Genomic DNA, 23,439 nt, shown 5'->3' with positions numbered 1-23,439 from the left:
GCCGGGCCCCCTACGCCGGGAACCTGCGGTTCACCCAGCGGAAGGTGAATTCGATCAGGGTGGCCGCCGCTGCGGCGATGGCCACGGCGATCCAGGGCATCGTGGTGCCCACCAGCTTCAGCTGGAAGAAGTCCTGGAGCCACGGGACGACCAGGACGATCAGGAAGGCCCCGCCCATCGCGCCGACCAGGGCGAGCCGCCACCAGGTGTAGGGGCGGGCGATGATCGCCAGGACCCACATCGAGGTGAGGAAGAGGGTCAGGGTGGCGGCGCTGGTCTCCGCCTTGAGGGAGTCGGGGCCCGTGTAGTAGGCGCGGGCGATCAGGTACGTGACGAAGGTGGCCGTTCCCGCGATCACGCCGCCGGGGATCGCGTACCGCATCACGCGCCTCACGAAGTGCGGTTTGGCGCGTTCCTTGTTGGGGGCCAGGGCCAGGAAGAAGGCCGGGATGCCGATGGTGAGGGTGGACAGCAGGGTCAGGTGCCGGGGCAGGAAGGGGTACTCGACCCGTGAGCAGACCACCAGGATGGCGAGGAGGACCGAGTAGACGGTCTTCGTCAGGAAGAGGGTTGCGACGCGGGTGATGTTGCCGATGACGCGGCGGCCCTCGGCCACCACCGAGGGGAGCGTCGAGAAGCTGTTGTTCAGGAGCACGATCTGGGCGACCGCGCGCGTTGCCTCGGAGCCCGATCCCATCGAGACGCCGATGTCGGCGTCCTTGAGGGCGAGCACGTCGTTGACGCCGTCGCCCGTCATCGCGACCGTGTGGCCCCGGGACTGGAGGGCGCCGACCATGTCCCGCTTCTGCTGCGGGGTGACGCGGCCGAAGACCGTGTTCCCGTCCAGGACCTCGGCCATGCCGGCCTGCTCGGTGGGGAGCTTGCGGGCGTCCACCGTGTTGTCCGCGCCCGGCAGCCCCAGCTTCCCGGCGACCGCGCCGACGGAGATCGCGTTGTCCCCGGAGATGACCTTGGCCTTGACGTCCTGGTCCTCGAAGTAGCGCAGGGTGTCGGCCGCGTCGGGGCGCAGCCGCTGCTCCAGGACGACGAGGGCGGTCGGCCTGACCCCGGTGGCGACGGCCTCGTCGTCGAGTTCGCGGGCGGAGCGGGCGAGCAGCAGGACGCGCAGGCCCTGTTCGTTGAGGTCGTTGATCTCGTCGAGCGCCGGGTCCCCGGCGGGCAGCAGCACGTCGGGGGCGCCGAGCAGCCAGGTGTTGTTCTCTCCGTCGCCCTCGCTGAAGCTGGCGCCGCTGTACTTGCGGGCGGAGGAGAAGGGCAGCGATTCGGTGCAGCGCCACTCCGCGCTGTCGGGGTAGGCGTCGATGATCGCCTGGAGGCTGGCGTTGGGGCGGGGGTCGGACTCGCCGAGGGCGCCGAGCACCTTCTTGACGTACGCCGGTTCCGCGCCGCCGAGCGGGCGGAGCTCGGTGACGTCCATGCCGCCTTCGGTGAGGGTGCCGGTCTTGTCGAGGCAGACCACGTCGACGCGGGCGAGGCCCTCGATGGCGGGGAGCTCCTGGACCAGGCACTGCTTGCGGCCGAGGCGGATGACGCCGATCGCGAAGGCGACGGAGGTCAGGAGGACGAGCCCCTCGGGGATCATCGGGACGATGCCGCCGACGGTGCGGGCGATGGCGTCCTTGAGGTTGGAGTCCTTGCCGGCGAGCTGGCTGATGATCAGGCCGATCGAGGTCGGGATCATCATCCAGGTGACGTACTTGAGGATGGTGGAGATGCCGGAGCGCAGCTCGGAGTGGACGAGCGTGAAGCGGGAGGCCTCTTCGGCCAGCTGGGCGGCGTAGGCCTCGCGGCCGACCTTGGTGGCGGTGAACGCGCCGCCGCCGGCGACGACGAAGGAGCCGGACATGACCGGGTCGCCGGGCTTCTTCAGGACGGGGTCGGCCTCGCCGGTGAGCAGGGACTCGTCGATCTCCAGGCCCTCGGCCTCGCCGACGGAGCCGTCGACGACGACCTTGTCGCCGGGGCCGAGTTCGATGACGTCCCCCAGGACGATCTCGGAGGTGGAGATCTCGGCGGTGCGGCCGTCGCGGCGGACGCTGGGTTTGGCCTCGCCGATGACGGCGAGGCCGTCGAGGGTCTTCTTCGCCCGCAGTTCCTGGATGATGCCGATGCCGGTGTTCGCGATGATCACGAAGCCGAAGAGGGTGTCCTGGATCGGCGCGACGATGAACATGACCACCCAGAGCACGCCGATGATGGCGTTGAAGCGGGTGAAGACGTTCGCGCGGACGATGTCGGCGGTGGAGCGGCTGCTGCGGACGGGGACGTCGTTGACGTCGCCGCGCGCGACGCGTTCGGCGACTTCGGCGGTGGTCAGTCCGGCGGGCTTGAACCGGGGGGCCGGGGGCCGCACGGGGTGCACGGGGTCGAGCTCGGCGCCCGCGTCGATGGCGGCCCCGCCGACGGCGGCGGTGCGCCGCTCCGGCCCGTCGTGGTCGATGTCTGCCCGCTGCGTCATGGTTTCGACGTTAAGCGCGGTTCGGACGCTTTACCCGCCGAGCGGATCGAAGATCCGACTTCGGGATGACCTGAATCGTCCGTTGGTAGCCCTTGCTCGCGACCGGGTGCAGGTCCGCTTCACGGGGCTCCGCCCCGGACCGCGCCCCAATCGCCGGCGGGGCTGGATCACGCCTCCGGCGCAGCAGCCTCGGCTTCCGCCGCGTGGCGCTTGAGCGCTGCGTCGCGGCCACGGACGTACCAGATGCCGATGAGGCCGAGGAAGCCGCCGGCCGCGCAGGTCCAGACCCACCACAGCAGGCCCCGGTCCGCGAACCAGCCGTAGAAGGGGAGCTGGGCGAGGAACATGGCGAACCAGAGGATCGTGCCGCCGACGATGGTCGCGACGACCGGACCCTCCAGGGGCTCGGGTGCCTCGTGCTTCGGAGTCCATTTCGCCATGCGCCAAGTCTAGGCGCCGCAATTCGGGGTCTACGCGCGGAGATGGACGCCCCTTCGTTCATGTGTTCATACTGAAACGGTTTGGGCCAGGCCCATTTTCTTCGTATGAACCCCCATTTGAGGACCGTATGAACAGCTCGGCCCCCGCCCCCGAAGCCATCCGTCCGGAGCCTTCCCCCCGGGAACCCTCCGGCGGCCTGGACCGCTACTTCAAGATCTCCGAGCGCGGCTCGACGATCGGCCGCGAGATCCGCGGCGGCTTCGCCACCTTCTTCGCGATGGCCTACATCATCGTGCTGAACCCGATCATCCTCGGCAGCGCGAAGGACATGTACGGGCACCAGCTGGACGGCGGCCAGCTGGTCACGGCGACCGTCCTGACGGCGGCCTTCACCACCCTCCTCATGGGCGTCATCGGAAACGTCCCGATCGCCCTGGCCGCCGGACTCGGCGTCAACACGGTCGTCGCCCTCCAGCTCGCCCCGCGCATGAGCTGGCCCGACGCCATGGGCATGGTGGTCCTCGCCGGCTTCGTCGTGATGCTGCTCGTCGCGACCGGCCTGCGCGAGCGGGTCATGAACGCCGTCCCGCTCGGCCTGCGCAAGGGCATCGCCATCGGCATCGGCCTGTTCATCATGCTGATCGGCCTGGTCGACTCCGGCTTCGTCACCCGCATCCCGGACGCCGCGCACACCACGGTCCCGCTCCAGCTCGGCTCCGACGGCCACCTGCACGGCTGGCCCGTCCTGATCTTCGCGGTCGGCGTGCTGCTCACCCTCGCGCTGCTGATCCGCAAGACGCCCGGCGCGATCCTGATCTCCATCGTGGCGATGACCGTCGTCGCGGTCGTCGTCCAGCTGGTCGTGGGCCTGCCGGACTCCGGCTGGGGCCTGACCGTCCCCGAGTGGCCGGGCAACCCCGTGGCCGCCCCCGACTTCGGGCTCGTCGGCCAGGTCAGCCTCTTCGGCGGCTTCGGGAAGGTCGGGGCGCTGACGGGCATCCTGTTCGTCTTCACCGTGCTGCTGTCCTGCTTCTTCGACGCCATGGGCACGATCCTCGGCGTCGGCGACGAGGCGAAACTGATCGACAAGGAGACCGGCGAGTTCCCCGGGATCAACCGGGTCCTGCTGATCGACGGCCTGGCCGTCGCCTCGGGCGGCGCGACCTCCTCGTCGGCGACCACCTGCTTCGTGGAGTCCACGGCCGGTGTCGGCGAGGGCGCCCGCACGGGTCTGGCGAACGTCGTGACGGGCGGTCTCTTCGCCGTGGCGCTGTTCCTCACCCCGCTCGCCACGATGGTCCCGTCCCAGGCGGCCACTCCCGCCCTGGTGGCGGTCGGCTTCCTGATCCTGGCGGGCTCGGTCAAGGACATCGACTGGAGCGACTTCACCATCGCCGTCCCGGCCTTCCTGGCCATGGTGATGATGCCCTTCACGTACTCGATCACCAACGGCATCGGCATCGGCTTCGTGAGCTTCAGCGTCCTGCGGCTGGTGACCGGCCGGGGCCGCGAGGTCCCGGTGGCGATGTACGTCGTGTCGGCGGTGTTCGTCTTCTACTACGCGATGCCCGCCCTGGGCCTCACGCAGGGCTGACGCAGGACCCGCACGGGGCCCGCACAGGGCTCACGTCAGCCCGTAGAACTTCTCTGTCTCGTCGACGGCCGCCTTGAAGCGCTCGTCGAAGTCATCGCGGATGAGCGTCCGGACCACGTAGTCCTGGACGCTCATTCCGCGTTTGGCGGCATGAGTCCGGAGCCTGTCGAGGAGCTCCCCGTCTATGCGCATGCTCAGCACATGTGTCCCCATGCCGAAAGAGTCGGGGCAGAGGGCGTGTACGCGTGTCACTTTCCGCGCCCCTCTCACCCTTATGAGTGACGAGGGGCCGAACGGGAAACCCGGTGTTCCTTAGCGAGAGTAATGAGTTATTCTAAAGACATGCGTGACCTTACCCATGGCGACGACGCTGCCGCCGTGAACGACCTCCGCTCCGCCGTCATGCGGCTGGGCCGGCGCCTCAAGCACCAGCGCGTCGACGAGTCGCTGAGCCCGACCGAGATGTCGGTCCTCGGCACCCTCGCCCGCTGCGGCCATGCCACCCCCGGTGAGCTGGCCAGGCGCGAACACGTACAGCCGCCGTCGATGACCCGCATCGTCGCACTGCTGGAGGCCAAGGGCCTGGTCACGCTGGAGCCGCACCCCGACGACCGCCGACAGAAGGTGGTCCGCCAAACCGAGGAGGCCGAAGCGATGCTCGAAGAGAGCCGTCGCAAGCGCAACGCCTTCCTGGCCGGGCTCGCGGCCGAGCTGACCGAGGAGGAGTGGGCCAAGCTGCGCGAGGCCGCACCCGTCCTGGAGAAGCTCGCGCACCTATAAGGACGACGCCAGGAGGCGAACGCTTTTGAGTACGGGAAACGGAGCAGACTCCGCACCCGGCCACACATCCACCCCCTCTACCCCTGCAGATGCACGCGCGGGCCGGAACTCGATGTTCAGCTCGCTGAGGATCCGGAACTACCGGCTCTTCGCCACGGGCCAGGCCGTCTCGAACACCGGCACCTGGATGCAGCGCATCGCCCAGGACTGGCTGGTCCTCTCCCTGACCGGCTCCGCCTCCGCCGTAGGCATCACCATCGCCCTGCAGTTCCTGCCGATGCTGGTGTTCGGCCTCTACGGAGGCGTACTCGCGGACCGGCTGCCCAAGCGGCCGCTGCTGATCGGCACCCAGAGCGCGATGGGCCTCACCGGGATCGCGCTCGCCGCGCTCACCCTGGCGGGCCACGTCCAGGTCTGGCACGTCTACCTCGCCGCCTTCCTGCTCGGCCTCGTCACCGTCGTCGACAACCCGGCGCGCCAGACGTTCGTCCCCGAGATGGTCGGCAAGAAGCAGCTGGCCAACGCGGTCAGCCTGAACTCGGCGAACTTCCAGTCCGCGCGGCTGGTCGGCCCGGCGATCGCCGGCGTGCTGATCACCGCCGTCGGCTCCGGCTGGGCCTTCCTGCTGAACGGACTCTCCTTCGCCGCCCCCGTCATCGGCCTGCTGATGATGCGCACGGACGAACTGCACCCGGTCGAGCCGCAGCCCCGTACGAAGGGGCAGCTGCGCGAGGGCCTGCGGTACGTCGCCGGGCGGCCGGAACTGATCTGGCCGATCGTGCTGGTCGGCTTCATCGGCACCTTCGGGTTCAACTTCCCGATCTGGCTGTCGGCGTTCGTCGACGACGTCTTCCACGGGGACGCGGGCACGTACGGCCTCTTCAACACCCTGATCGCGGCCGGCTCCCTGGCCGGCGCGCTGCTCGCGGCCCGGCGGGGGCTCTCCCGGCTGCGGCTGCTGACCGCGGCCGCCGCGCTGTTCTCGGTCCTGCTGATCGTGACGGCCTTCGCGCCGGGGTTCTGGCTGTTCGCGGCGCTGCTGGTGCCGATCGGGCTGTTCGGGCTGACGGTCAACGTCACGGCCAACTCCAGCGTGCAGATGGCCACCGACCCGGAGATGCGGGGGCGGGTGATGGCCCTGTTCATGATGGTGTTCACGGGCGGCACGCCGGTGGGTGCGCCGCTCGTGGGCTGGATCACGGACACGTACGGCGCGCGGGTCGGCATGGCGGCGGGCGGAGCGGTGTCGCTGGCCGCGTCCGTCGCCATCGCGGTGGTTCTGGCCCGGGTGGGCAACCTCCGGCTGAGCGTCTCCCGCCACGGTGTGGCCTTCGTCCCGACCTCCTCGCACCGCCGCGAACTGGTCCCGGCGGCGTAGCCTGCGGCCCACCTCCCCGGGACCCCGCCTCTCCCCCGGCCGGGCGGAGATGCCGCTGCACGGCACCCTGGGCTCCGCCCAGACCCGCTCCTCAAACGCCGGAGGGGCCGGATCTCGCTCCTGCCGGCCGCCAGGTGCGGCTGGATTGCCCGAAGGGCGAGATCAGCCCCGCCGGGAAAACCCAGCTCCGCCGGCGTTTGAGGTGCGGGGTCCGGGGCGGAGCCCCGGGGTGCCGCGCAGCGGCATCTTCAGCGGGGCCCGCGGCGCGGCTACGCTCGGGCCATGAGACTGTTCGTCGCCGTGCTGCCGCCGGCCTCCGCGGCGGAGGAGCTCGAGGAGGCGCTCCAGGGCCTCCGGGACGACCGGCTGCGCTGGACCGGCCCGGCCGGCTGGCACTTCACGCTCGCCTTCCTCGGCGAGGTGCGGGACGAGGTGCTCCCCGAGCTGCACACCCGCCTCGCCCGCGCCGCCCACCGCACGGCCCCGTTCTCGCTGCGCCTCCACGGCGCCGGCCACTTCGGGGACCGGGCGCTGTGGGTCGGGGCCGCCGGGGGCATCGACGCGATGCGGATGCTCTCCGAACGGGCCGAGGCCGCCGCCCGGCGGTCCGGGGTGCCGATGGGGCAGCACCACCGGTACACCCCGCACCTCACCCTGGGCCGCAGCCGCGACATCCGGCGCGACCACCACGAGCAGGGCTCCGGCGACGGCCTGCGGCCCTACCTGGAGGGACTCGCCTCCTTCGAGGGGACCGCCTGGCCGGTCACCGAGCTGAGCCTGGTCCGCAGCAACCTGCCCACGAGCGGGATCCCCGGTGAGCAGCCCCGCTACGAGACCGTCGCGGCCTGGCCCCTGGAAGGACGGCCCGAGGGGAGCGGTTAGGCTCGACGGGTGGATCCCAAGACCAGAAACCGTGTGATGGCCGGTGTGCTCGTGCTGATGTTCGTCGTCGTGGCCGTGGCGGCCGCCGTCGGCCAGTGACGGCCGGCGCGCCCGCCACGACCCCTACGCCCCCTGCTCCCCCGCGCTGATCACCAGGCGAAGGCCTCCGGGGACGGCCCCGGACCGGGGAAGATCTCGTCCAGCGCGGCCAGCAGCTCCTCGCTCAGCTCCAGCTCCAGGGCGCGCAGCGAGCTCTCGAGCTGCCCGGGGGTGCGCGGGCCGACGATGGGGCCCGTCACGCCCGGCCGGGTGAGCAGCCAGGCCAGAGCGGTCTCGCCGGGCTCCAGGCCGTGCTTGTCGAGCAGGTCCTCGTACGCCTGCAGCTGCGCCCGCGCCTTGCTGTCGGCCAGCGCTTCCGCGGCCCGCCCGGAGGCGCGGCGGCCGCCCTCGGTCTCCTTCTTGATGACCCCGCCCAGCAGACCGCCGTGCAGCGGGGACCAGGGGATGACCCCAAGGCCGTACTCCTGGGCCGCCGGGATGACCTCCATCTCGGCGCGCCGCTCGGAGAGGTTGTACAGGCACTGCTCGGTGACCAGTCCGAGCATCCCGCGCCGGGCGGCGGTCTCGTTGGCCTGGGCGATCTTGTAGCCAGGGAAGTTGGAGGAGCCCGCGTACAGGATCTTGCCCTGCTGGATCAGCACTTCCACGGCCTGCCAGATCTCCTCGAAGGGGGTCCGGCGGTCGATGTGGTGGAACTGGTACAGGTCGATGTGGTCGGTCTGGAGTCGCTTGAGGCTGGCCTCGACGGCCCGTCGGATGTTCAGCGCCGACAGCCGGTCCTCGTTCGGCCAGGTCTCGCCCTCGCGGGACATGGAGCCGTAGACCTTGGTGGCCAGGACCGTCTTCTCGCGCCGGCCACCGCCCTGCGCGAACCAGGTGCCGATGATCTCCTCGGTACGGCCCTTGTTCTCACCCCACCCATACACATTCGCCGTGTCGAAGAAGTTCAGACCCGCGTCGAGCGCGGAGTCCATGATCGAGTGGCTCGTCGGTTCGTCTGTCTGGGGACCGAAGTTCATCGTGCCGAGGACGAGTCGGCTGACTTTGAGTCCGGTGCGTCCGAGCTGCGTGTACTTCATGGGCACCAGACAAACGCTTCGAGTGCACTCAAGGCAAGGGTCCCACGCGCTCCATCAACTTGTCGGCGGTGGTGTTGAGATGGCGCTGGACGAGGCTGTGCGGGAAGAAGAATCCGCTGTCCGTGCGGAAGAGCAGGACGCGCTGCTCGGCGGTGTGCAGGAAGCGCCCGTAGCGGTACGGGGTACGGCCCCGGTGGGCGAGGACCGCGCGGATCGTCCAGTGGCGTACGACCGCCAGGCCCCCGTAGCGGAAGCCGCGGACCACCGCGACCAGCGTGCCCAGCAGGCCGGCGACGAAGCCCGCGCGGCGCAGGTCCTGGTCGGGTGAGGCCAGCGCGATGAGCGTCGTCACGAACACGGCCGCCACGGCCAGGCCCGCGAACCCGTGGACCAGGGAGAAGCGGACCGTCCGGCGGATGCCCTCGTTGGGGCGGGGGCGCCGGTCCTGCAAGGAGGGCTCGAACTGGTTGCCGAAGATGTAGAAGGTGCCCAGGACGAAGGCCGCGACGGGGGCGATCCAGCCGGGCTCCGGGCAGACCAGGTGGACGACGAGCCCGGTCAGGAGCCCGATGGACATCCACATGACGGCGGACAGCATCATGCGCTTCACGGGGATGACGCCGTCCGACATCGCCCGCTCGCTCCTGCGCCACGTCCACCGCAACTGCTCCACGGGCGAGAACACGTCGGTGAGCGCCCCTTCCCACTGGGTGGTGCTGACCCACAGGTAGGCGAGCCCCACCACGAACGCCGACGACGACGCCAGGTTGACGCCCGTCAGCAGCATCAGAGCCAGGATGAGCATCATCGCCCCGCCGTTGTTCACCATCGGGATCACAAGGGCCCCTCGGTGCTTCTCACCGACCCTCGTCTCTTCCGGCAGCGTCAGGAAGTGCTCCTCCGACTTGTACGCCTGCGTCGCGGTGTTGGCCACCATGGCCAGGGCCACGACCGCGGCGGCCGGCACGTCGGCGTGCAGCACCCCGGCCCGGTTCGCCGCCGCCAGCCACAGCACGGGCACCCCCAGGGAACAGGACGCCATGACCACGGTCGGGACGATCTTCGGCAGCATCGCCTCCCGGCGCGACAGCCAGCTCAGGTCCAGCCGGTCCAGGTACAGGACCTGCTCCTTGCGGTCGGTGAGCGTCCGCGCCAGCCACGTCAGCCAGGTCAGCGTCCGGTGCGGGGCGTCGTCCGGCCGCGGGCGCTCGCGCCGCAGGCAGGTCCCCACGTAGGCGTCGAAGATCCGGCTCTGGCGGTCTTCGAGGCTGCCCTCCAGGCGCAGGTCGTCCGCGGACCGGTTGGCGTACGTGACGCAGATGATGTTGAGCATCATCGGCGACTGCAGCAGCTGCCACAGGTCCTGCCGCTCCTTCAGCGCCTCGCGGACATCGGCGAGGGCCGCCCTGTTGGCGTTGAGGAAGGCCTCCACTTCCTCCCGCTCAGGCGGCTGGATCTCGGCGTAGCGCAGCGCGCGCAGGCTCTGGGCCAGACGTTGCAGATCGCCCTCGTCCGTGCGGCAGCCGACGGCCATGCCCGGGCAGAGCTCCCGCAGCCGGCGCAGTTCCTTGACGCACTTGCGCCAGTGCACCCGCGGGACCTCGTCCAGACCGTCCAGCACCGGCAGCAGCAGGTGCTGGTCCAGCCAGCTGCGCACCAGGACCGCGGAGACGCCCTGGATCTTGCTCATCTCGGCGGCGAGCCAGTCCTCGATCGCCTCGCCGCGGTAGCTGTAGAGGCGCAGGTAGACCGGCATGCAGGCGGGGTCCGTGCCGTCACCGCCGGCCAGGGCCTCCTCGGCCAGCGCGTGGGCGAGCCGGGCGAGCTGCGTGGTCTTGCCCATGCCGGGTTTGCCCAGCACCACCAGCTCGTCCCTGGCCCCGTACAGCGCACGGACGTTGGTCACGTCGGTCTCGACCCGCTCGGGCGCGGCCCGCCGCACGCTCCTGGCCCGCCGTCTGGTCCGGGGGGCCGCCGCTTCCTCCGCCTCCTCCAGGATCACGAACCGCGGTTCGAGGTAGTAGTGGGCCCCGGCCCGCTGGAAGTCCTTGGCCGCCCTCTCCATGAACCTCTTGATCAGCCGGCGCTGCATCTTCACCGCGGCCCTGTCCCTGCGCAGGCGCCCCGGGAAGGTGAACACCGCGGCCACTCCTGCGAGCACGGCCCGCAGGAAGCGGCGGACCGGATAGCGGGGCAGCTCCGTACCGGGACCGGTCAGGGGCTCCGCCGCCACCTCCGCCCCGGGGTCGGCGTCCTCGACGCCGGGGAGCCGCTCGGACGGCGGCTCCCCGGCCTCGGCCCCCGCCGCCTGGGCGGCGGCGCGGTGCCAGCGCGGTTCCCATTCGCCGGGGTCGCCGCCGAGCGCCTCGACCAGCGGGAGGAAGTACGCCAGCTCCGGAGCCTTCTTGCCGGAGAAGATCTGCGACGCGGTGCCGACGGCCATGTGCGCCTCGCGGGCCATCGCTCTGACCGACAGGCGTTCGGCCGGTGGCGGCGCCGTCCAGAGCTCGTCGTAGACCCGGCGCATGAGGACCGCCCAGGGCCGTTTGTCGGGTGCGGCCGCCACCGGGTCCGGGCGCTGCGGGCCCTTCGGGCGGTTGCCTCCGGCTCCTGCCATTCACACTCCTCGTTCAAGGACCGTTCATGGGCGTTCACGCGTTCACGGATGCCCGAAGCCCCTGGTCAGAGGCTTGTGGCGGGCATAGAAACGTTCTCGGCGGAAGTCGTCGCCGGCCTTGCTGCCGGGGTTCCGCCGCTGCCCGGAACACCCATCTTGGCGAGCCGGGCCGCGCTTGTACGGCCAACTGCCATGTTCGAGTGATGCGTTGGCGGATCCGCCGAAGTCCCTTGCCCCGCCCGTCCTTCGAGGAGTTCCCCGATGCCCGCTTCCCGTCTTCTCGCCTCCCTCGGCGGCCTGTCGACCGCCGCGCTGGGCGTCGTCGCCGACGCGCCCTGGTGGGTGACCGGCACCCTGGTGTTCGGCGGCCTGCTGGTCGTGCGGGCCGAGGCGCTCGTCAACGCCCGCAACGAAGCGCGCCGCGGGCTGCACGAGGACCGGCTGCTGGGCGAGGTGTCCCGGAAGCAGGCCCTGGACTACCTGAGGGAGGTCAGGCAGGCGCGTCGGCCGGAGGCGGGCGCCGAGGCGGGTGCGCAGGAGACGGTTTAGGACCGCCGCCGGAGTGGCTTCGGGCGTCGCCGGAGGGCAGAGCCACCGGCGGGGCGGGCGTGGCCGGGAGCCGTGTGGGACAGCGGACCTGCAGCAGCCAGTAGTTGACCGCACAGCCCAGCGCGATGCCCGACCAGGCGAGGGCCCCGTTGTCCGTCAGCAGGCCCACGAGGAAGAGGGGCAGGGCGATGCCGAACTCCTGGAGCAGACGCAGGCGCAGCACCACGCCGAAGCGGTCGGCGGCCTTGTGCCGGCCTTCGGCGGTGGCGGCCAGGAGGCGGAAGGGGAAGGCGACGGCCTGTGCGGCCATCAGCCAGGTGAACCACGTCGCGGCCGTGCCGTGCAGGTCGTAGAGCCCGGGGAGCACCGTCCAGGACGCGGTCGCGACGAGTACGCAGACGGCTGCGGATACGGCCAGGACGCCTCCGCTCAGGCTCCGCCATTCCCGGGGGGAGGGGGCCCCGTCCTTGCAGACCATGCCGGTGGCGTTGACGAGCGCCGTGATGGGGATGTGCAGCGTCGCCGTGAGCACGGCCCCTGCGGAGAACGCGGCGAGCCGGTCCGCCCACGAGGCGTTGAGGGTCAGGGCGAGGACCAGGAGCAGTTCGAAGCCGATCACCGAGAGCATGTGCCCCCACTCCGTGATCATGCTGCGCGCCACCTGGCGCAGCCAGCGTGCGCTGTCGCGGAGGCGCAGGGAGACGGAGAGGTGATCACGCAGCAGCCATAGGGTGACGGCGCATTCGAGGGCGGCGATGACCGAGGTCGCGGCGTAGGCCCCGGCGAACCCGAGTCCGGCCCCGTGGACGAAGAACCAGTCGAGCGCGGCATTGGCGACGACGGCGACGGCGTACAGGGTGAGGAGCGGGCGGGAACGGCGGAGCGCGAAGAGCGCCATGGCGCCGACGAACTGCGCGAGGCGCACCGGGGTGGCGACCAACAGCCACAAGAGGGCCGACTGCGTGTTGTCGCGGATGCCCGGTGCGGCGACCAGGGCATCGACGAGGTACGGCAGCACGGCCAGGCCGACGGCTGCGATGAGCAGCCCGGCGGCCGTGGCACCGACCAGTCCGCCCTGCACCGCGCGCCGACGGGCGTGGGCGGATGCGGCCCCGGCCACGGACAGCCCGACGACGGGCCCCATGGCCATGGCGGTGATCGAGTCCAGGAGGAGCAGCCGCTGCGGTACGGCCGCGGCGGCCACGGCCTGTTCGCCCAGGGTGCTGATCACCCACAGATCGGTCTGGGCGATGGCCTGGCCCATGACGGACGCCACCACCATGGGGCCCATCAGGGCGAGGACGCGTCGGCCCAGCGACGGGACGGCGGTGGTCGCACCGGTCACAGCGGTCACAGCGGGCTCCAGTCGAGGGTGGCGAAATCGCCGGAACGGGAGAGCGACCACCGGATGCCCGGTACCGGCTCCAGCCCCGGCACCTCGGCGAGTTTCACGCGGCCGCGTTCCAGGGGCGAGCGCCCCTTCAGTGCCACGACGACCTTGGGGGCGGTGGTCCCGGTGGTGACGGCCAGCCCTCGTTGCGGGTGCTCCGGTGAGGCGAACCAGCGTGCGGCCGAGGCCGCGAGCAGTTCGATGTGGTCCTGCGGCCGGAGTGCGATGCCCTCGCCGTCCAGGAATTCGAGGAAGTGCAGGTGCATGCGCCAGTCCAGCCGCCTGCCCGCGGCCACCGCCCGCTCCAGGAAGGCCTCGTAGAGATCGGTGGTGTCCGGCAGGCGTTCGGCCAGGTGCGGGATGCGGTCGAAGAGCTGGTGCCAGCGGATGCGGAGGGATTCCTGGGCGATCAGCCGGTCACGGGATCCCGGGGTGAGGGAGTCACGTGCGGTGGGGCTGATGCAGGCGTTGAGCCGCGACGACTGCGGCGCGCGTGCGGTCAAGGTCCGTTCTCCATTCGTCCAGGTCGTGGTTGGCGTCGCGTTCGACGACGAGCGTGGCGTCCGGTGCGGCGCGGCCGGCGAACAGCGCCACCAGGTCGAGGGTGTCGTCGCTGACGGGGGCGTCGTGGCTGTCGACGATGAGCGAGGGGGCGGCCGGGGAGGGGCTGTAGCCGGCCAGGTGGAACCTGCGGCCCACCCCCGGCACGTCGGCCCACGCGGCGGCGGGCTGACCGGTGTTGAGCTCGGCGACCACGGCGTTGGACACGTCCATGAGGACTTCGCACCCGGTCGCTTCGGTGAGCTCGGCGTAGGCGCGGGCCTGCGGGATGCCGGAGGCCGTCTGCGACGGGAAGTTCTCCACGGCGAGGGTGGTGCCGAGCTCCTCCTGCCACGCGCGCACTGAGTCGATCACCGGCTGCCAGTCGCTGTAGTCCACCTCCTGGGCGACGGGCAGCGGCTGGCCGTTGTGGGAGAAGTGGGCGATGTGGTCGCTGACGTAGAGGAAACCGCAGTCCGCCTGCCACCGGTTCACCAGGTTCAGGTAGTGGTCGAGGCGTGCCCTGTCCGGGTCGAGGAACCGGGAGAGCATGATGTGGCAGCCGACCGGGACGTCGCCGACCGTGCGGCGGAACTCCTTCGGGTCGAGGTGGGCGAAGCCGTCGATCAGGACCTCGACGAAGTCGATGTGCCCCGAGTCGCGCAGCCGGCAGGCCATCTCGAGGGTGTCCGGCGAGGTCACGTTGACACCGATCAGCATCAGCGCAGCTTCTCCTTGGCGTAGGCCAGCAGGTCCTCGGGGGCGCTGACTGCGCCGGATCGCTCGGCCGGCGGGACCTCGTCGAGGCTGAGGACGATGCGCTTGCCGCGGGCGCGGACGTCGTCCACCCACTGGTCGAACAGGTCGGTGTAGGACAGGCCGCGTTGTTCGGATGCCTCCGCGAGGCGCGGGATCCAGCCCTTGCACAGCTGGCGGAGGTAGGCGCGGCAGTAGGGGACGCCGTAGTCGTGCGGCTCCTTGTCCTTGGCTCCCGTGATGCCCGCCTGCCGGTGGCGTTCCAGGGCCGATGCCGTCCGGGCGAAGTCGGCGTAGTACTGGTCCGCCCGGTCCGTCCAGGTGATGTCCGCGTGTTCGACGATCACGGTGACGGGCTCGGTCTCCGTGATCAGCCGCTGGTCCAGCACGGTGTCCAGCAGCGACCACACACCTTCGTGGACCGCCACGGAGTGGCCGTCGTGGAGGGTCCCGTCCCGTCCCGTACGGACGCCCGACAGGTGCAGTTCGACCACCTGGGACCAGGGGACCGCCCCGAGCAGCACCTCCACGGGGACACCGCAGTTGACGGCGTCGATGTAGAGGTGGGCCAGGTCGACGATGAGGCCGGAGCCGGTGTTCTCGCAGATCCGCGTCACCGCCTGCCAGGCGTCCAGGATGCCCCGGGGGGAAGCGGAGTAGCAGTTGGCGTTCTCCACCCAGACGGGCAGGCCCGAGGTCCGGTGGAGGTCGGTGAGGAACCGGACGGCTCGCTCCTCCTCCTCCTTCGTGCCGGCGAAGTAGGAGTGGAGTCCGAAGGAACCGCCGCCCAGGGCCCGGTCGCCGGTCACGTGCACGCCGATGGAGGTCGGCTTGTTCCGGCGGGTGGCCGACTGGTCCATCACGTAGTCGATGTACCGGGCCTGTTCGCGCGGGCCCTCGCAGATCGCCGTACGCCCGAGGTGGAGGGAGAATTCCGGGATCTCGGGCACGTCGTCGAGGCCCTCCCATTTCCGCCACTCGTTGAACCCGAACTCCAGGAAGGGGCTTTCGCCGACGAGGGCGAGCCTCCTGGACGGGTCCGGGTCGATGAGCCCCGGAGTGAATGCCCCACCCACTCGCAGGAGGTCGTCGCGGACCGGCTGAACTGTCGCCTGCATTTCTCTTCCTCTCCCCCTGTTTCGCGTACGGCGCGGGCGCGCTCCGAACCCGGAGCGCGCCCACACGACTACTTAGCCCTTGTTGTAATTGCCGCAGGTCAGGGCCTCCGCCATGACCTCGATGTCCTGGATGTCGATCATTTCCTTCACCCCCTCACCTGAATTCGCTGTACTGGGCGCACGAGTGTCGGCAGGGATTACCCTGCACGGACTCAGCCCTTGTTGTAGTTGCCGCAGGTCAGAGCCTCGGCCATGACCTCGATGTCCTGGATGTCGATCATTTCTTTCACCTCTTTTCCGGCTGTGGCATACGAGCGGAGCGAAACCATTCGGGGTTCCTTTTACGGCCCCCGGCTTTTCCGTTTCCGGCCGGTTTCCCCTGCCGATGCCTCTACTCTGCCGGTTCCCCAAGACCACTGGAAGGGTTTTCCGGTGGACGGAATCTGCAGTGGCATATCCCGTCCACCTCCACCTGCCGCGCAGCGGAGGAAAGGGCCACTGAACGACGAAAAACCGCGTCCCGTCGGGACGCGGCTTCCGTACAGCGAGTGAAAACAGGGGCGGAAAGGGGGCCGTAGCGGGGGCCGGAGCGGGGCTCAGACGCGGGTGGCGGGGAGCCAGCCGTTCTGGACGGCGTGCGCGCCGGCCTGGAAGCGGCTGCGGGCCTCGAGGGCCTCCATGAGTTCGGCGGCGATGCGGCGGGCGGTACGCGGGGAGACACCGAGTCGTTTGGCGATGGCCTCGTCGGTGAGGCCCTGGAGGAGCATGTGCAGGGACTCCCGGTGCTGGCGGGTCAGTCCGTCCATATTGCGTTCCACGGCGGTGCCCAGCGGGTTGGCGCTCTGCCAGACGCTCTCGAACAGGGCGCACAGGGCGGCGATGGTCCCCTCGTAGGTGAGGACGACCGCTCCGCTCTGGGCGTCGTTGGTGTCGAGCGGCAGGACGACCTCACGACGGTCCGAGATGATCATCCGCACCGGCAGGGTGGGAGCGGTGCGGACCTGTCCTCCGTGGCGGTGCAGCCAGTCCACGTGGTCGAGGGTGGGCTGGTGGTTCCGGACGCTGTCGAGGTAGACGGTCCGCATGGTGATGCCCCGGTCCAGGAGCGCGGCGTTGGGGCCGCGGCTGGCTGCGAGGTCGGCAGCGCTGTGGGCCCCGCCGGGCGCGAACGTCATGATCTCGTGGCGGGTGTTGGCGGCCAGCCGTGCCAGCCTGTCTCGTATCTCCTCCGGCCCTTGCAGGCTCTCGGCCCCCGCGGTGGCGCCCCGCGGCCGCATCGCCGAGCATTCGGCGATGAGCTGCGCGGCGGCGGCCCGGGAGGCTTCCACCTTCTGCTGGTGGGCGGCCAGTTCGGCCTGCTGGCGGGCCAGCAGCAGTTCCATGGCGTCTTCGGGATTCAGCGCGCGGAAGCCGACGCCTTCCCGGGACGAGGGCTGGACCAGGGCGAGGCCGCTCAGCCGGTCGAGACAGCCGCGCAGGTCGCTCTCGGGAAGCCCGAGCCGCTGGGCGAGTGCGGTCACCCCGTCCCCGGGGTGGACGAGCAGTGCCCGGTAGACGCGTTCGGCCTCGGCGTCGAGTCCGAGCAGTTCCAGCATGGCGATACCCCCAGGTATTTGTACACGTGCGCCTGCAGGGAACCATACGAAGGCACGAAGTGCCCCCTGGTCGGTTCCTGTTTTGGCATAAACAGTCCCCTGCCGTGGCCTGTACTGCTGTGGTGGGCGCTGCCCAGGATGGCCGCATGTATCTCGTGCATGTCCGACTTCTGGCCCCGGATCACGTCTCCCTTCCCCCGGACGCGGCACAGCTGTTCCTGGAGTGCGCCCTCGACGGGGAAGGCCTGGAACACGTCAGTGCACACGGCGATGCGGTGGGCGGTCCGGTCGTGGGCTTCTACCTGAACGCGCCCTCGCTCGCCCTCGCGGAGCGGGCCGCGTCGGCCGTCTGTCGCCGTGCGCTCCTCGCACACCCCTCGCTGGCCGAGGTGAACGTGGTGTCCTCCGGTGCAGCCCTGGTCCCGCAGCACTGGAACGCGCTCCTGCGATCCGATGGACGGGATATGCAGATGCAGGATCCGTCCACCACGAACCTCTTCCACCCGTTCTGACGGCCCAGCAGAGTAGGGCCATCGGCCGGGGGGAACCGGCCGGGACCCGGAACCGGGCACGTGCCCGGCGCCATGACAGAAGTGATTGCGCTCTCAGGGGGAGACCGATGTCCACGCTCGTCACTCGTATCGCCAAGACCGCTGCCGCGGCCGTCATCGCCGCCTGTGCCCTGGGCGCGGCGCACCCGTTCACCACGGAGGAGCCGCCTGCGGCACGCCACTCCTCCGCCTCGTCCGTCGACTTCGGTTCGGTGACCATTCCGCTGGACCCGGCGCCGCAGCACAAGTCCGACCCCACCGATGTCACCTGGGGCCACTGACGGCGGTCGTCAGGCCAGGGGCCGGTAGGGACCGCCGATGCCCCAGGCCTGGTGCAGCACCGCCGCGAACTCCCCCGCCAGCCGGTGCTCGCCGGAGGCGTTGGGGTGCGTGCCGTCGTAGGTGTCGCTGTGGATGTCGTACGAGGCCGGGCGCGCGGCCAGCAGGACGGGCGAGGCGTCGGTCGTCAGGTCGGCGACCGCCTTCGCCAGGAGTTCGTTGAAGCGGTCGACCTCGGCCGCGAACGGCTCGTCCTCCTCGGCCCGGACGTTCGGGATCACCGGCAGGAGCACCATCCGTATCCCGGGGCGGGCGGCGCGCGCCTCGGCGATGAACCGGCGGGCGTTGGCGGCGGTCTCGTCGGACTTCGTGTAGAAGCCGAGGTCGATCAGCCCGAGGGAGACGAGCAGGACGTCGGCCCCGCAGTCCCGTACGGCGGGCCCGATGAGCGGGGCCATGTGCTGCCAGCCCTCGCCCCAGCCGGCGAGGTGCCGGCGGGCGTGCTCGGGGAAGGCCCGGCCGGCGTACGCGGTGGAGCCCTCGTACAACTCGTGGCGCGGGCCGACGATCTCGTAGGGGCCGCCGAAGGTGGTGTCGAGGTGCTGCCACATCCGGTAGCGCCAGGTGTAATCGCCGGCGCGTCCGATGGTCATGGAGTCGCCGACGAACATGAAACGCATCCGGTCATCATCGCGGATCGCCCGCCGTGAGCAGCTGTGATGCCGGACACGCGGCCCGGGCTGGCACGCTGGGGGGATGCGCATGCTGCCGTTGTCATCCGCCGCCGTCGCCGGCGCCGCCGTCGCCCTCGCCGTGCTGCCCCCGGCGGCGTTCGCCTCGGGCACGCCCGGGGCGCCCGGGGCGTCCTCGTTCACCATCACCGACCCCCGGATCAAGGAGTCGAGCGGGCTCGCGGCCAGCCGGATCCACCCGGGCGTGTACTGGACGCACAACGACAGCGACGACGGCCCGTACGTCTACGGCGTGGACTCGGCGACCGGTAGGACGGTGGCCCGGGTCACGCTGACGGGCATCGGGAAGCCGCGCGACGTCGAGGCCATCTCCCTTGGCCCGGACGGGCAGTTGTACGTCGGGGACATCGGCGACAACCTGAACGGCACCTGGGACCACGTGTGGATCTACCGCTTCGAGGAGCCGAAGGAACTGGCCGATGTCACGGTCAAGGCCACCCAGTTCACCGTGCGGTACGCGGACGGGCCGCGGAACGCGGAGGCACTGATGGTGCATCCGGTGACGGGCCGGGTGTACATCGCGAGCAAGGACGAGAGCAAGGGCGGCCTGTACGAGGGCCCCGCGGAGCTGTCGACCGGCTCGGCGAACGTGTTCCGGCGGGTCGCGGCCGTGCCGTGGGTGACGGACGGGGCGTTCTCCCCCGACGGGACCCGGCTGACCCTGCGGGGGTACTTCCTGGCCCGTACGTACCCGTGGAAGGACGGGCGGCCGGAGGGCGAGGGCGAGCGGGTGGACGCGCCGTGGCAGGGGCAGGCGGAGTCGGTGACGTACACGCCGGACGGGCGGACGCTGATGTTCGGGGCGGAGGGTGAGGGGAGCCGCGTGGTGGCCGTCCCGGTGCCGGCCGCGACTCCGTCGCCCTCGGCCTCCGCCTCGGCCTCCGCGGCACCGGGTGCGCCGGGTGCGTCGTCCGCGGCGGAGCCGCCGGGCAGCTTCGCGAAGGGGGCCGCCGTGCTGGCGGTGGCCTTCGCCCTGGTCTTCGCCGCGAAGCGCCTGCTCCGCCGCCGCGGCCCGGCCGCCTGACCCCCTGCGGGCCGCCCTCCCGGGGCTCCGCCCCAGACCCCGCGCCTCGAACGCCGGCGGGGCTGGGTTTGCCTCCGGGCAATCCAGCCGCACCTGGCGGACGGCAGCAGCCGAATCCAGCCCCTCCGGCGTTTGAGGAGCGGGTCTGGGCGGAGCCCAGGGTGCCGCGCAGCGGCAGCTCGGCTCCGCCCAGACCCGGGGGCGGTCACTCCTCGTGGATCGGGACCCGGCCGTTCAGGGACGGGGCCGCCTCGGCAGGGGCGGGGGCAGCCGTCGGCGGCTGGGACATGGAGGCCAGGAGCTGGCGGGCCACGCCCAGACCTGCGCCGCCCATGGAGAGGGCCTTCGCGAACATCTCCGACATGCCCTCCGCCCCGTTCAGCAGCACCATGTGCTCCACGTTCCCGAAGGCCCCCGCGCCCGCCTCCACGATCGCCGGCCAGTTCTCCGCCAGCTGCTGCGCGACCACCGCCTCCTGGTTCTCCGCCAGCGCGGCGGCCCGCGCCTTGATCGCCTCCGCTTCGGCGAGACCCCGCGCCTTCGCCGAAGCCGCCTCCGCGAGACCACGGGCCTGCGTCGCCGCGGCCTCCGCCTCACCCGTCGCCCGCGTCGCCGTCGCGGCCGCCAGACCGCGGGCCTCCGTGGCCGCCGCGTCGGCGGTCGCCGCCGTCGTGACGCGGGTCGCCTCCGCGGCCGCCGCCAGCTCCGTCTCCCGCGCCTTCGCCTGCGCCGACGAGATCCGCGCGTCGCGCTCCGCCTCGGCCCGGGTCCTGATCTCGTACGCCTTCGCGTCGGCCGGCTTGCGGACGTCCGCCTGGAGCTGCTGCTCCCGCCGGTGCGCCTCCAGCTCCGCGACCTTGGTCTCCTGGACCACGACCTCCTGGCGCGCCGCCGCCTCCGACAGCGGGCCCGCCTGGCGGGCGGTGGCCGCCGCCTTGTCGCGTTCTGCCTGGTAGCCGGCCTGGAGGATCTCGCTGTCCCGGGTGGCCTCCGCCATCCGCGCGAACGCGGTCTGCTCGGCCTCCGTCGCCAGCCGGTTCGCCTCGGCCTGCGCGATCCGCGCGTCCCGCTGCACGGCGGCCGCGTGCGGCATCGCCAGGTTCTTGATGTAGCCGGTCGGGTCCTCGATCTCGTGGATCTGGAGCGAGTCCACGATGAGGCCGAGCTTCTCCATCTCCGTACCGCAGGCCGCCCGGGTCTGCCCGGTCAGCTTCTCCCGGTCGCGGATCATGTCCTCGACCGTCAGCCCTCCGACGATGGACCGCAGGTGGCCGGCGAAGACGATGTGCACCCGCTCCGGCATCATCTTCTGCTGGTCGAGGAAGCGGCGCGCCGCGTTGGCGATGGACACGAGGTCGTCGCCGATCTTGAAGATGACCACGCCCTTGACCCGCAGCGGGATGCCCTGGTGCGTGACGCAGTCGACGACGAGCTGCGTCTCGTTGAGGTCCAGGGACAGCTTCCGCACGGCCTGCACGCCCGGGACGACGAGGGTTCCGCGCCCGGTGACGATCCGGAACCCCATTCCCTCGCCGAGTCCCTCGGTCTTGTGGGTGGAGCCGGAGATGACGAGTGCCTCGTTCGGTTCGGCCACCCGCCACATGAGCTTGAACAGGCCGATCAGAGCCACGATTGCGGCGAGAACGATTCCCGCCACGACGCCGATGGACATCGGCAACGCCCCCTTATTCCGGTGCCGTTCGGCACCGACGAGGGCGAGTCTGCGCCTGCCCGGTCCGGCCGGGAAGGCGTTGGCGCATTCTTATCGCCATCTTGATACACACAGGTGGGCCGGGGCCCGGCCGCAACTCGGCGGCCACGGTCCGGGCCGCGGCTCAGCCGTCGTAGGCGGCCATCACGTACACCGTGCGCGGCGGCTGGTACTCCACGACGGTGACCACCGTGCCGACGCCCAGCCGCTCCGGCCCCGCACCCGGCACCGGGTGCGCGAGGAAGTGTTCCGCCCCGCCGCGGATCCGTACGATGACCTCGCCCACGAGGCCCGGCCCGACCGTCCCGGTCACCCGGCCGGTCATCCCCACCATGTCCATGTCGGTGTCCCCCATGTCGGGAGGGTACGCCGCCGGGCCGGGCCGGAAACCCGTTCCGGACCGGACTGCGTGCGGCTCAGACGCGGGCGGGGGCGGATTCGGCGGCGGCGGGCGTGGCCGCGGGCCGGCGCAGGAAGGTCAGCCACAGGGCCGCCGCCATGCCGAGGGCCGCCGTCAGGGACGACAGGGTGTAGGCGAGGCAGACGCGGGTGGCGACGTCGCCGGGGAGCAGGGTCACCCCGATCAGCACGAGGGTGGCCACGGCCCAGCCGAGCAGCTGCAGCCGGTGCTTGTGCAGGACCAGGAGGGCCTGGCCGAGCACCATGGCCAGCATGTAGCAGAGGGTGCCTGCGGAGATCCAGAAGAACTCGGCGTGGCCGAGCCCGTCCTCGGCCTTGAAGAGCACCTGGATGAGCCACGGGCCGAGCAGGGTGGCGGGGATGCCGCCGGCCAGGCCGAGCGCGGTGACGACCAGGGAGGTGCGGCGCAGCAGCCGGGAGAAGCCGGCCCGGTCTCCGGCGGCGCCGGCGGTGGACAGTCCCGAGAGCAGGGAGGCCTGGAGCGATCCGAACACGAAGAGCGGTACGCGGGCCAGCACGATGGCGTTCAGCAGGCCGGCGACGAGTGCGCCTTCCTGGGGTGCCAGGAGCTTGGTGCTGACCACGGCGGCGTTGACGACGACCTGGGACAGCAGGGTCGACACGATGAGCGGCGCGAGGCCGGCGACCAGTCCGGACCAGCGGTCCAGGGGGCCCCTGCCGAGCCCGCGGACCACGGGGCCGCAGGTGGCCAGGGCTCCGACGAGCGGGGCCACGGTGAGGATCAGCGCGAAGGCCAGCGGGGAGCGGACCCCGGCGAGGGCGAAGCCCACGGCGAGGCCGATGCGCAGGACGCCGTCGATGCCCAGCTGCCAGCCGAAGGGGCCGAACCGGCCGAGGCCGGCCAGGACGCCGCGGCAGACGTTGCTGACGGCCATGGCGGCGAAGGCCAGGCCGAGGGCGCCGACCATCTCGGTGTGGCCGTAGAAGAAGGTGTCGGCGAGGAGCGGGGTCGCCCACGCCATCCCGGCCGCCATCAGGGCGATGATGCCGAGGGTGAGTCCGGCGATCTGGCGCAGGACGCCGGAGACGCCCGTGCCGGCGACGCGGTGGGCGGCGACGATCCGGGTGAGTTCCTGCTCGACCGGGAAGAACAGGCCGATGCCGACGGACATGAGGATCGTCCACAGCACCGAGAGGGCGGCCATGCCGTCCGTGTCGAGGCTGTGGCCGGCCGCCATCAGGTGGATGTACGAGGCGGCTCCGAGCACGACCGTGCCGCTGATCACCAGTGTGGTGCCGGGGGGCAGGGTGCTGAGGATCCTCGACAGCGGCGACCGCTTCACCGTCGCGGTCGCCGCGGCGTCCGGGGCGTTCACGACTGCTGTGCGGCCTTCGCCTTGAGCGGCTCCCACCAGGCGCGGTTCTCGCGGTACCACGCGATGGTCGACGTGATGCCGTCCTCGAAGGTGACCTGCGGGGCGTA

Annotated in this window: 22 protein-coding genes and 1 pseudogene; 8 read left to right on the top strand and 15 right to left on the bottom strand. The window is 71.2% G+C overall.

All coding sequences use genetic code 11. The features are described from left to right. Positions 1–10 precede the first annotated feature (10 nt). Both ACIGFK_RS35990 and ACIGFK_RS35985 read right to left on the bottom strand, forming a co-directional pair. Positions 11–2,479, bottom strand: a complete 2,469-nt coding sequence (locus tag ACIGFK_RS35990; protein WP_376659244.1) for an HAD-IC family P-type ATPase — start codon at positions 2,477–2,479, stop codon at positions 11–13. Between the two features lie 167 nt (positions 2,480–2,646). After that, positions 2,647–2,919, bottom strand: a complete 273-nt coding sequence (locus ACIGFK_RS35985; RefSeq protein ID WP_386472927.1) for a DUF2530 domain-containing protein — start codon at positions 2,917–2,919, stop codon at positions 2,647–2,649. A gap of 128 nt (positions 2,920–3,047) precedes the next feature. Here ACIGFK_RS35985 and ACIGFK_RS35980 point away from each other — a divergent pair, with 128 nt between their 5' ends. Further along, complete coding sequence (locus ACIGFK_RS35980; RefSeq protein ID WP_376659242.1) at positions 3,048–4,514, top strand: NCS2 family permease; 1,467 nt, start codon at positions 3,048–3,050, stop codon at positions 4,512–4,514. A gap of 30 nt (positions 4,515–4,544) precedes the next feature. Here the strand turns inward: ACIGFK_RS35980 and ACIGFK_RS35975 are convergent, their stop codons facing one another. Next, positions 4,545–4,727, bottom strand: a complete 183-nt coding sequence (locus tag ACIGFK_RS35975; RefSeq protein ID WP_030156886.1) for a hypothetical protein — start codon at positions 4,725–4,727, stop codon at positions 4,545–4,547. Between the two features lie 129 nt (positions 4,728–4,856). Here ACIGFK_RS35975 and ACIGFK_RS35970 point away from each other — a divergent pair, with 129 nt between their 5' ends. The 3 genes from ACIGFK_RS35970 (at position 4,857) to thpR (ending at position 7,554) form a co-directional block, all read left to right on the top strand. Further along, complete coding sequence (locus ACIGFK_RS35970; protein WP_376659241.1) at positions 4,857–5,294, top strand: MarR family winged helix-turn-helix transcriptional regulator; 438 nt, start codon at positions 4,857–4,859, stop codon at positions 5,292–5,294. Positions 5,295–5,319: 25 nt separating this feature from the next. Then, complete coding sequence (locus ACIGFK_RS35965) at positions 5,320–6,672, top strand: MFS transporter (RefSeq protein WP_376659240.1); 1,353 nt, start codon at positions 5,320–5,322, stop codon at positions 6,670–6,672. A gap of 282 nt (positions 6,673–6,954) precedes the next feature. Continuing rightward, on the top strand, positions 6,955–7,554 hold the full coding sequence (gene thpR, locus ACIGFK_RS35960) for an RNA 2',3'-cyclic phosphodiesterase (RefSeq protein ID WP_400055226.1): 600 nt from the start codon (positions 6,955–6,957) through the stop codon (positions 7,552–7,554). 149 nt (positions 7,555–7,703) lie between these two features. On the opposite strand, the gene ACIGFK_RS35955 is transcribed toward thpR, so the two are convergent. Continuing rightward, positions 7,704–8,693: an aldo/keto reductase gene (locus ACIGFK_RS35955; RefSeq protein WP_376659238.1), complete on the bottom strand. Its 990-nt coding sequence runs from the start codon at positions 8,691–8,693 to the stop codon at positions 7,704–7,706. A gap of 28 nt (positions 8,694–8,721) precedes the next feature. Next, the gene (locus ACIGFK_RS35950; RefSeq protein ID WP_400055224.1) at positions 8,722–11,310 is read right to left on the bottom strand and encodes an NACHT domain-containing protein; all 2,589 of its coding nucleotides are present in this window, start codon (positions 11,308–11,310) and stop codon (positions 8,722–8,724) included. 261 nt (positions 11,311–11,571) lie between these two features. On the opposite strand from ACIGFK_RS35950, the gene ACIGFK_RS35945 reads away from it, so the two are divergent. After that, complete coding sequence (locus tag ACIGFK_RS35945) at positions 11,572–11,859, top strand: hypothetical protein (protein ID WP_400055222.1); 288 nt, start codon at positions 11,572–11,574, stop codon at positions 11,857–11,859. On the opposite strand, the gene ACIGFK_RS35940 is transcribed toward ACIGFK_RS35945, so the two are convergent. The 5 genes from ACIGFK_RS35940 to ACIGFK_RS35920 form a co-directional block, all read right to left on the bottom strand. After that, positions 11,801–13,213 carry an MATE family efflux transporter gene (locus tag ACIGFK_RS35940; RefSeq protein ID WP_400055220.1) on the bottom strand — a complete coding sequence of 471 codons (1,413 nt, stop codon included), beginning with the start codon at positions 13,211–13,213 and terminating at the stop codon, positions 11,801–11,803. The genes ACIGFK_RS35945 and ACIGFK_RS35940 overlap by 59 nt on opposite strands. Next, positions 13,210–13,752 (bottom strand): hypothetical protein, encoded by a 543-nt coding sequence (locus tag ACIGFK_RS35935; protein WP_376659234.1) that lies wholly within the window; start codon positions 13,750–13,752, stop codon positions 13,210–13,212. The genes ACIGFK_RS35940 and ACIGFK_RS35935 overlap by 4 nt, the downstream gene beginning before the upstream one ends. Then, positions 13,691–14,509, bottom strand: coding sequence for a DUF692 family multinuclear iron-containing protein (locus tag ACIGFK_RS35930; protein WP_376659233.1), 819 nt, complete (start codon positions 14,507–14,509; stop codon positions 13,691–13,693). The genes ACIGFK_RS35935 and ACIGFK_RS35930 overlap by 62 nt, the downstream gene beginning before the upstream one ends. After that, on the bottom strand, positions 14,509–15,663 hold the full coding sequence (locus tag ACIGFK_RS35925) for a DUF692 family multinuclear iron-containing protein (RefSeq protein WP_376659232.1): 1,155 nt from the start codon (positions 15,661–15,663) through the stop codon (positions 14,509–14,511). Before ACIGFK_RS35925 ends, ACIGFK_RS35930 begins: the two co-directional genes overlap by 1 nt. Before the next feature lie 596 nt (positions 15,664–16,259). Further along, the gene (locus tag ACIGFK_RS35920; RefSeq protein WP_400055218.1) at positions 16,260–17,258 is read right to left on the bottom strand and encodes a LuxR C-terminal-related transcriptional regulator; all 999 of its coding nucleotides are present in this window, start codon (positions 17,256–17,258) and stop codon (positions 16,260–16,262) included. Positions 17,259–17,404: 146 nt separating this feature from the next. Between ACIGFK_RS35920 and ACIGFK_RS35915 the strand changes: the two genes are divergently transcribed. Then, positions 17,405–17,770 (top strand): hypothetical protein, encoded by a 366-nt coding sequence (locus tag ACIGFK_RS35915; RefSeq protein WP_376659230.1) that lies wholly within the window; start codon positions 17,405–17,407, stop codon positions 17,768–17,770. Between the two features lie 107 nt (positions 17,771–17,877). Next, positions 17,878–18,090: a hypothetical protein gene (locus ACIGFK_RS35910; protein WP_376659229.1), complete on the top strand. Its 213-nt coding sequence runs from the start codon at positions 17,878–17,880 to the stop codon at positions 18,088–18,090. Between the two features lie 9 nt (positions 18,091–18,099). On the opposite strand, the gene ACIGFK_RS35905 is transcribed toward ACIGFK_RS35910, so the two are convergent. Further along, positions 18,100–18,768 carry a GDSL-type esterase/lipase family protein gene (locus ACIGFK_RS35905; protein ID WP_376659228.1) on the bottom strand — a complete coding sequence of 223 codons (669 nt, stop codon included), beginning with the start codon at positions 18,766–18,768 and terminating at the stop codon, positions 18,100–18,102. Positions 18,769–18,844: 76 nt separating this feature from the next. Between ACIGFK_RS35905 and ACIGFK_RS35900 the strand changes: the two genes are divergently transcribed. Continuing rightward, a complete protein-coding gene (locus ACIGFK_RS35900; RefSeq protein ID WP_376659227.1) occupies positions 18,845–19,864 on the top strand; it encodes a WD40 repeat domain-containing protein in 1,020 nt (339 codons plus the stop codon). 205 nt (positions 19,865–20,069) lie between these two features. Here ACIGFK_RS35900 and ACIGFK_RS35895 read toward each other — a convergent pair whose 3' ends face one another. The 4 genes and pseudogenes from ACIGFK_RS35895 to ACIGFK_RS35880 form a co-directional block, all read right to left on the bottom strand. Beyond that, on the bottom strand, positions 20,070–21,536 hold the full coding sequence (locus ACIGFK_RS35895; RefSeq protein WP_376662375.1) for a flotillin family protein: 1,467 nt from the start codon (positions 21,534–21,536) through the stop codon (positions 20,070–20,072). A gap of 163 nt (positions 21,537–21,699) precedes the next feature. Continuing rightward, positions 21,700–21,930 carry a hypothetical protein gene (locus ACIGFK_RS35890; protein ID WP_376662376.1) on the bottom strand — a complete coding sequence of 77 codons (231 nt, stop codon included), beginning with the start codon at positions 21,928–21,930 and terminating at the stop codon, positions 21,700–21,702. Positions 21,931–21,991: 61 nt separating this feature from the next. Then, entirely contained in the window at positions 21,992–23,332 is a 1,341-nt protein-coding gene (locus ACIGFK_RS35885; protein ID WP_386472949.1) for a lipopolysaccharide biosynthesis protein, read from the bottom strand. After that, positions 23,329–23,439: pseudogene (locus ACIGFK_RS35880) on the bottom strand (dTDP-glucose 4,6-dehydratase); the annotation flags it as partial. The pseudogene ACIGFK_RS35880 and the gene ACIGFK_RS35885, both read right to left, overlap by 4 nt.

The organism is Streptomyces sp. NPDC085524 (assembly GCF_044541755.1).
GTDB lineage: Bacteria > Actinomycetota > Actinomycetes > Streptomycetales > Streptomycetaceae > Streptomyces.
Note: the sequence above shows the minus strand (reverse complement) of the source record. Positions and strands in the feature narration are given on the sequence as shown.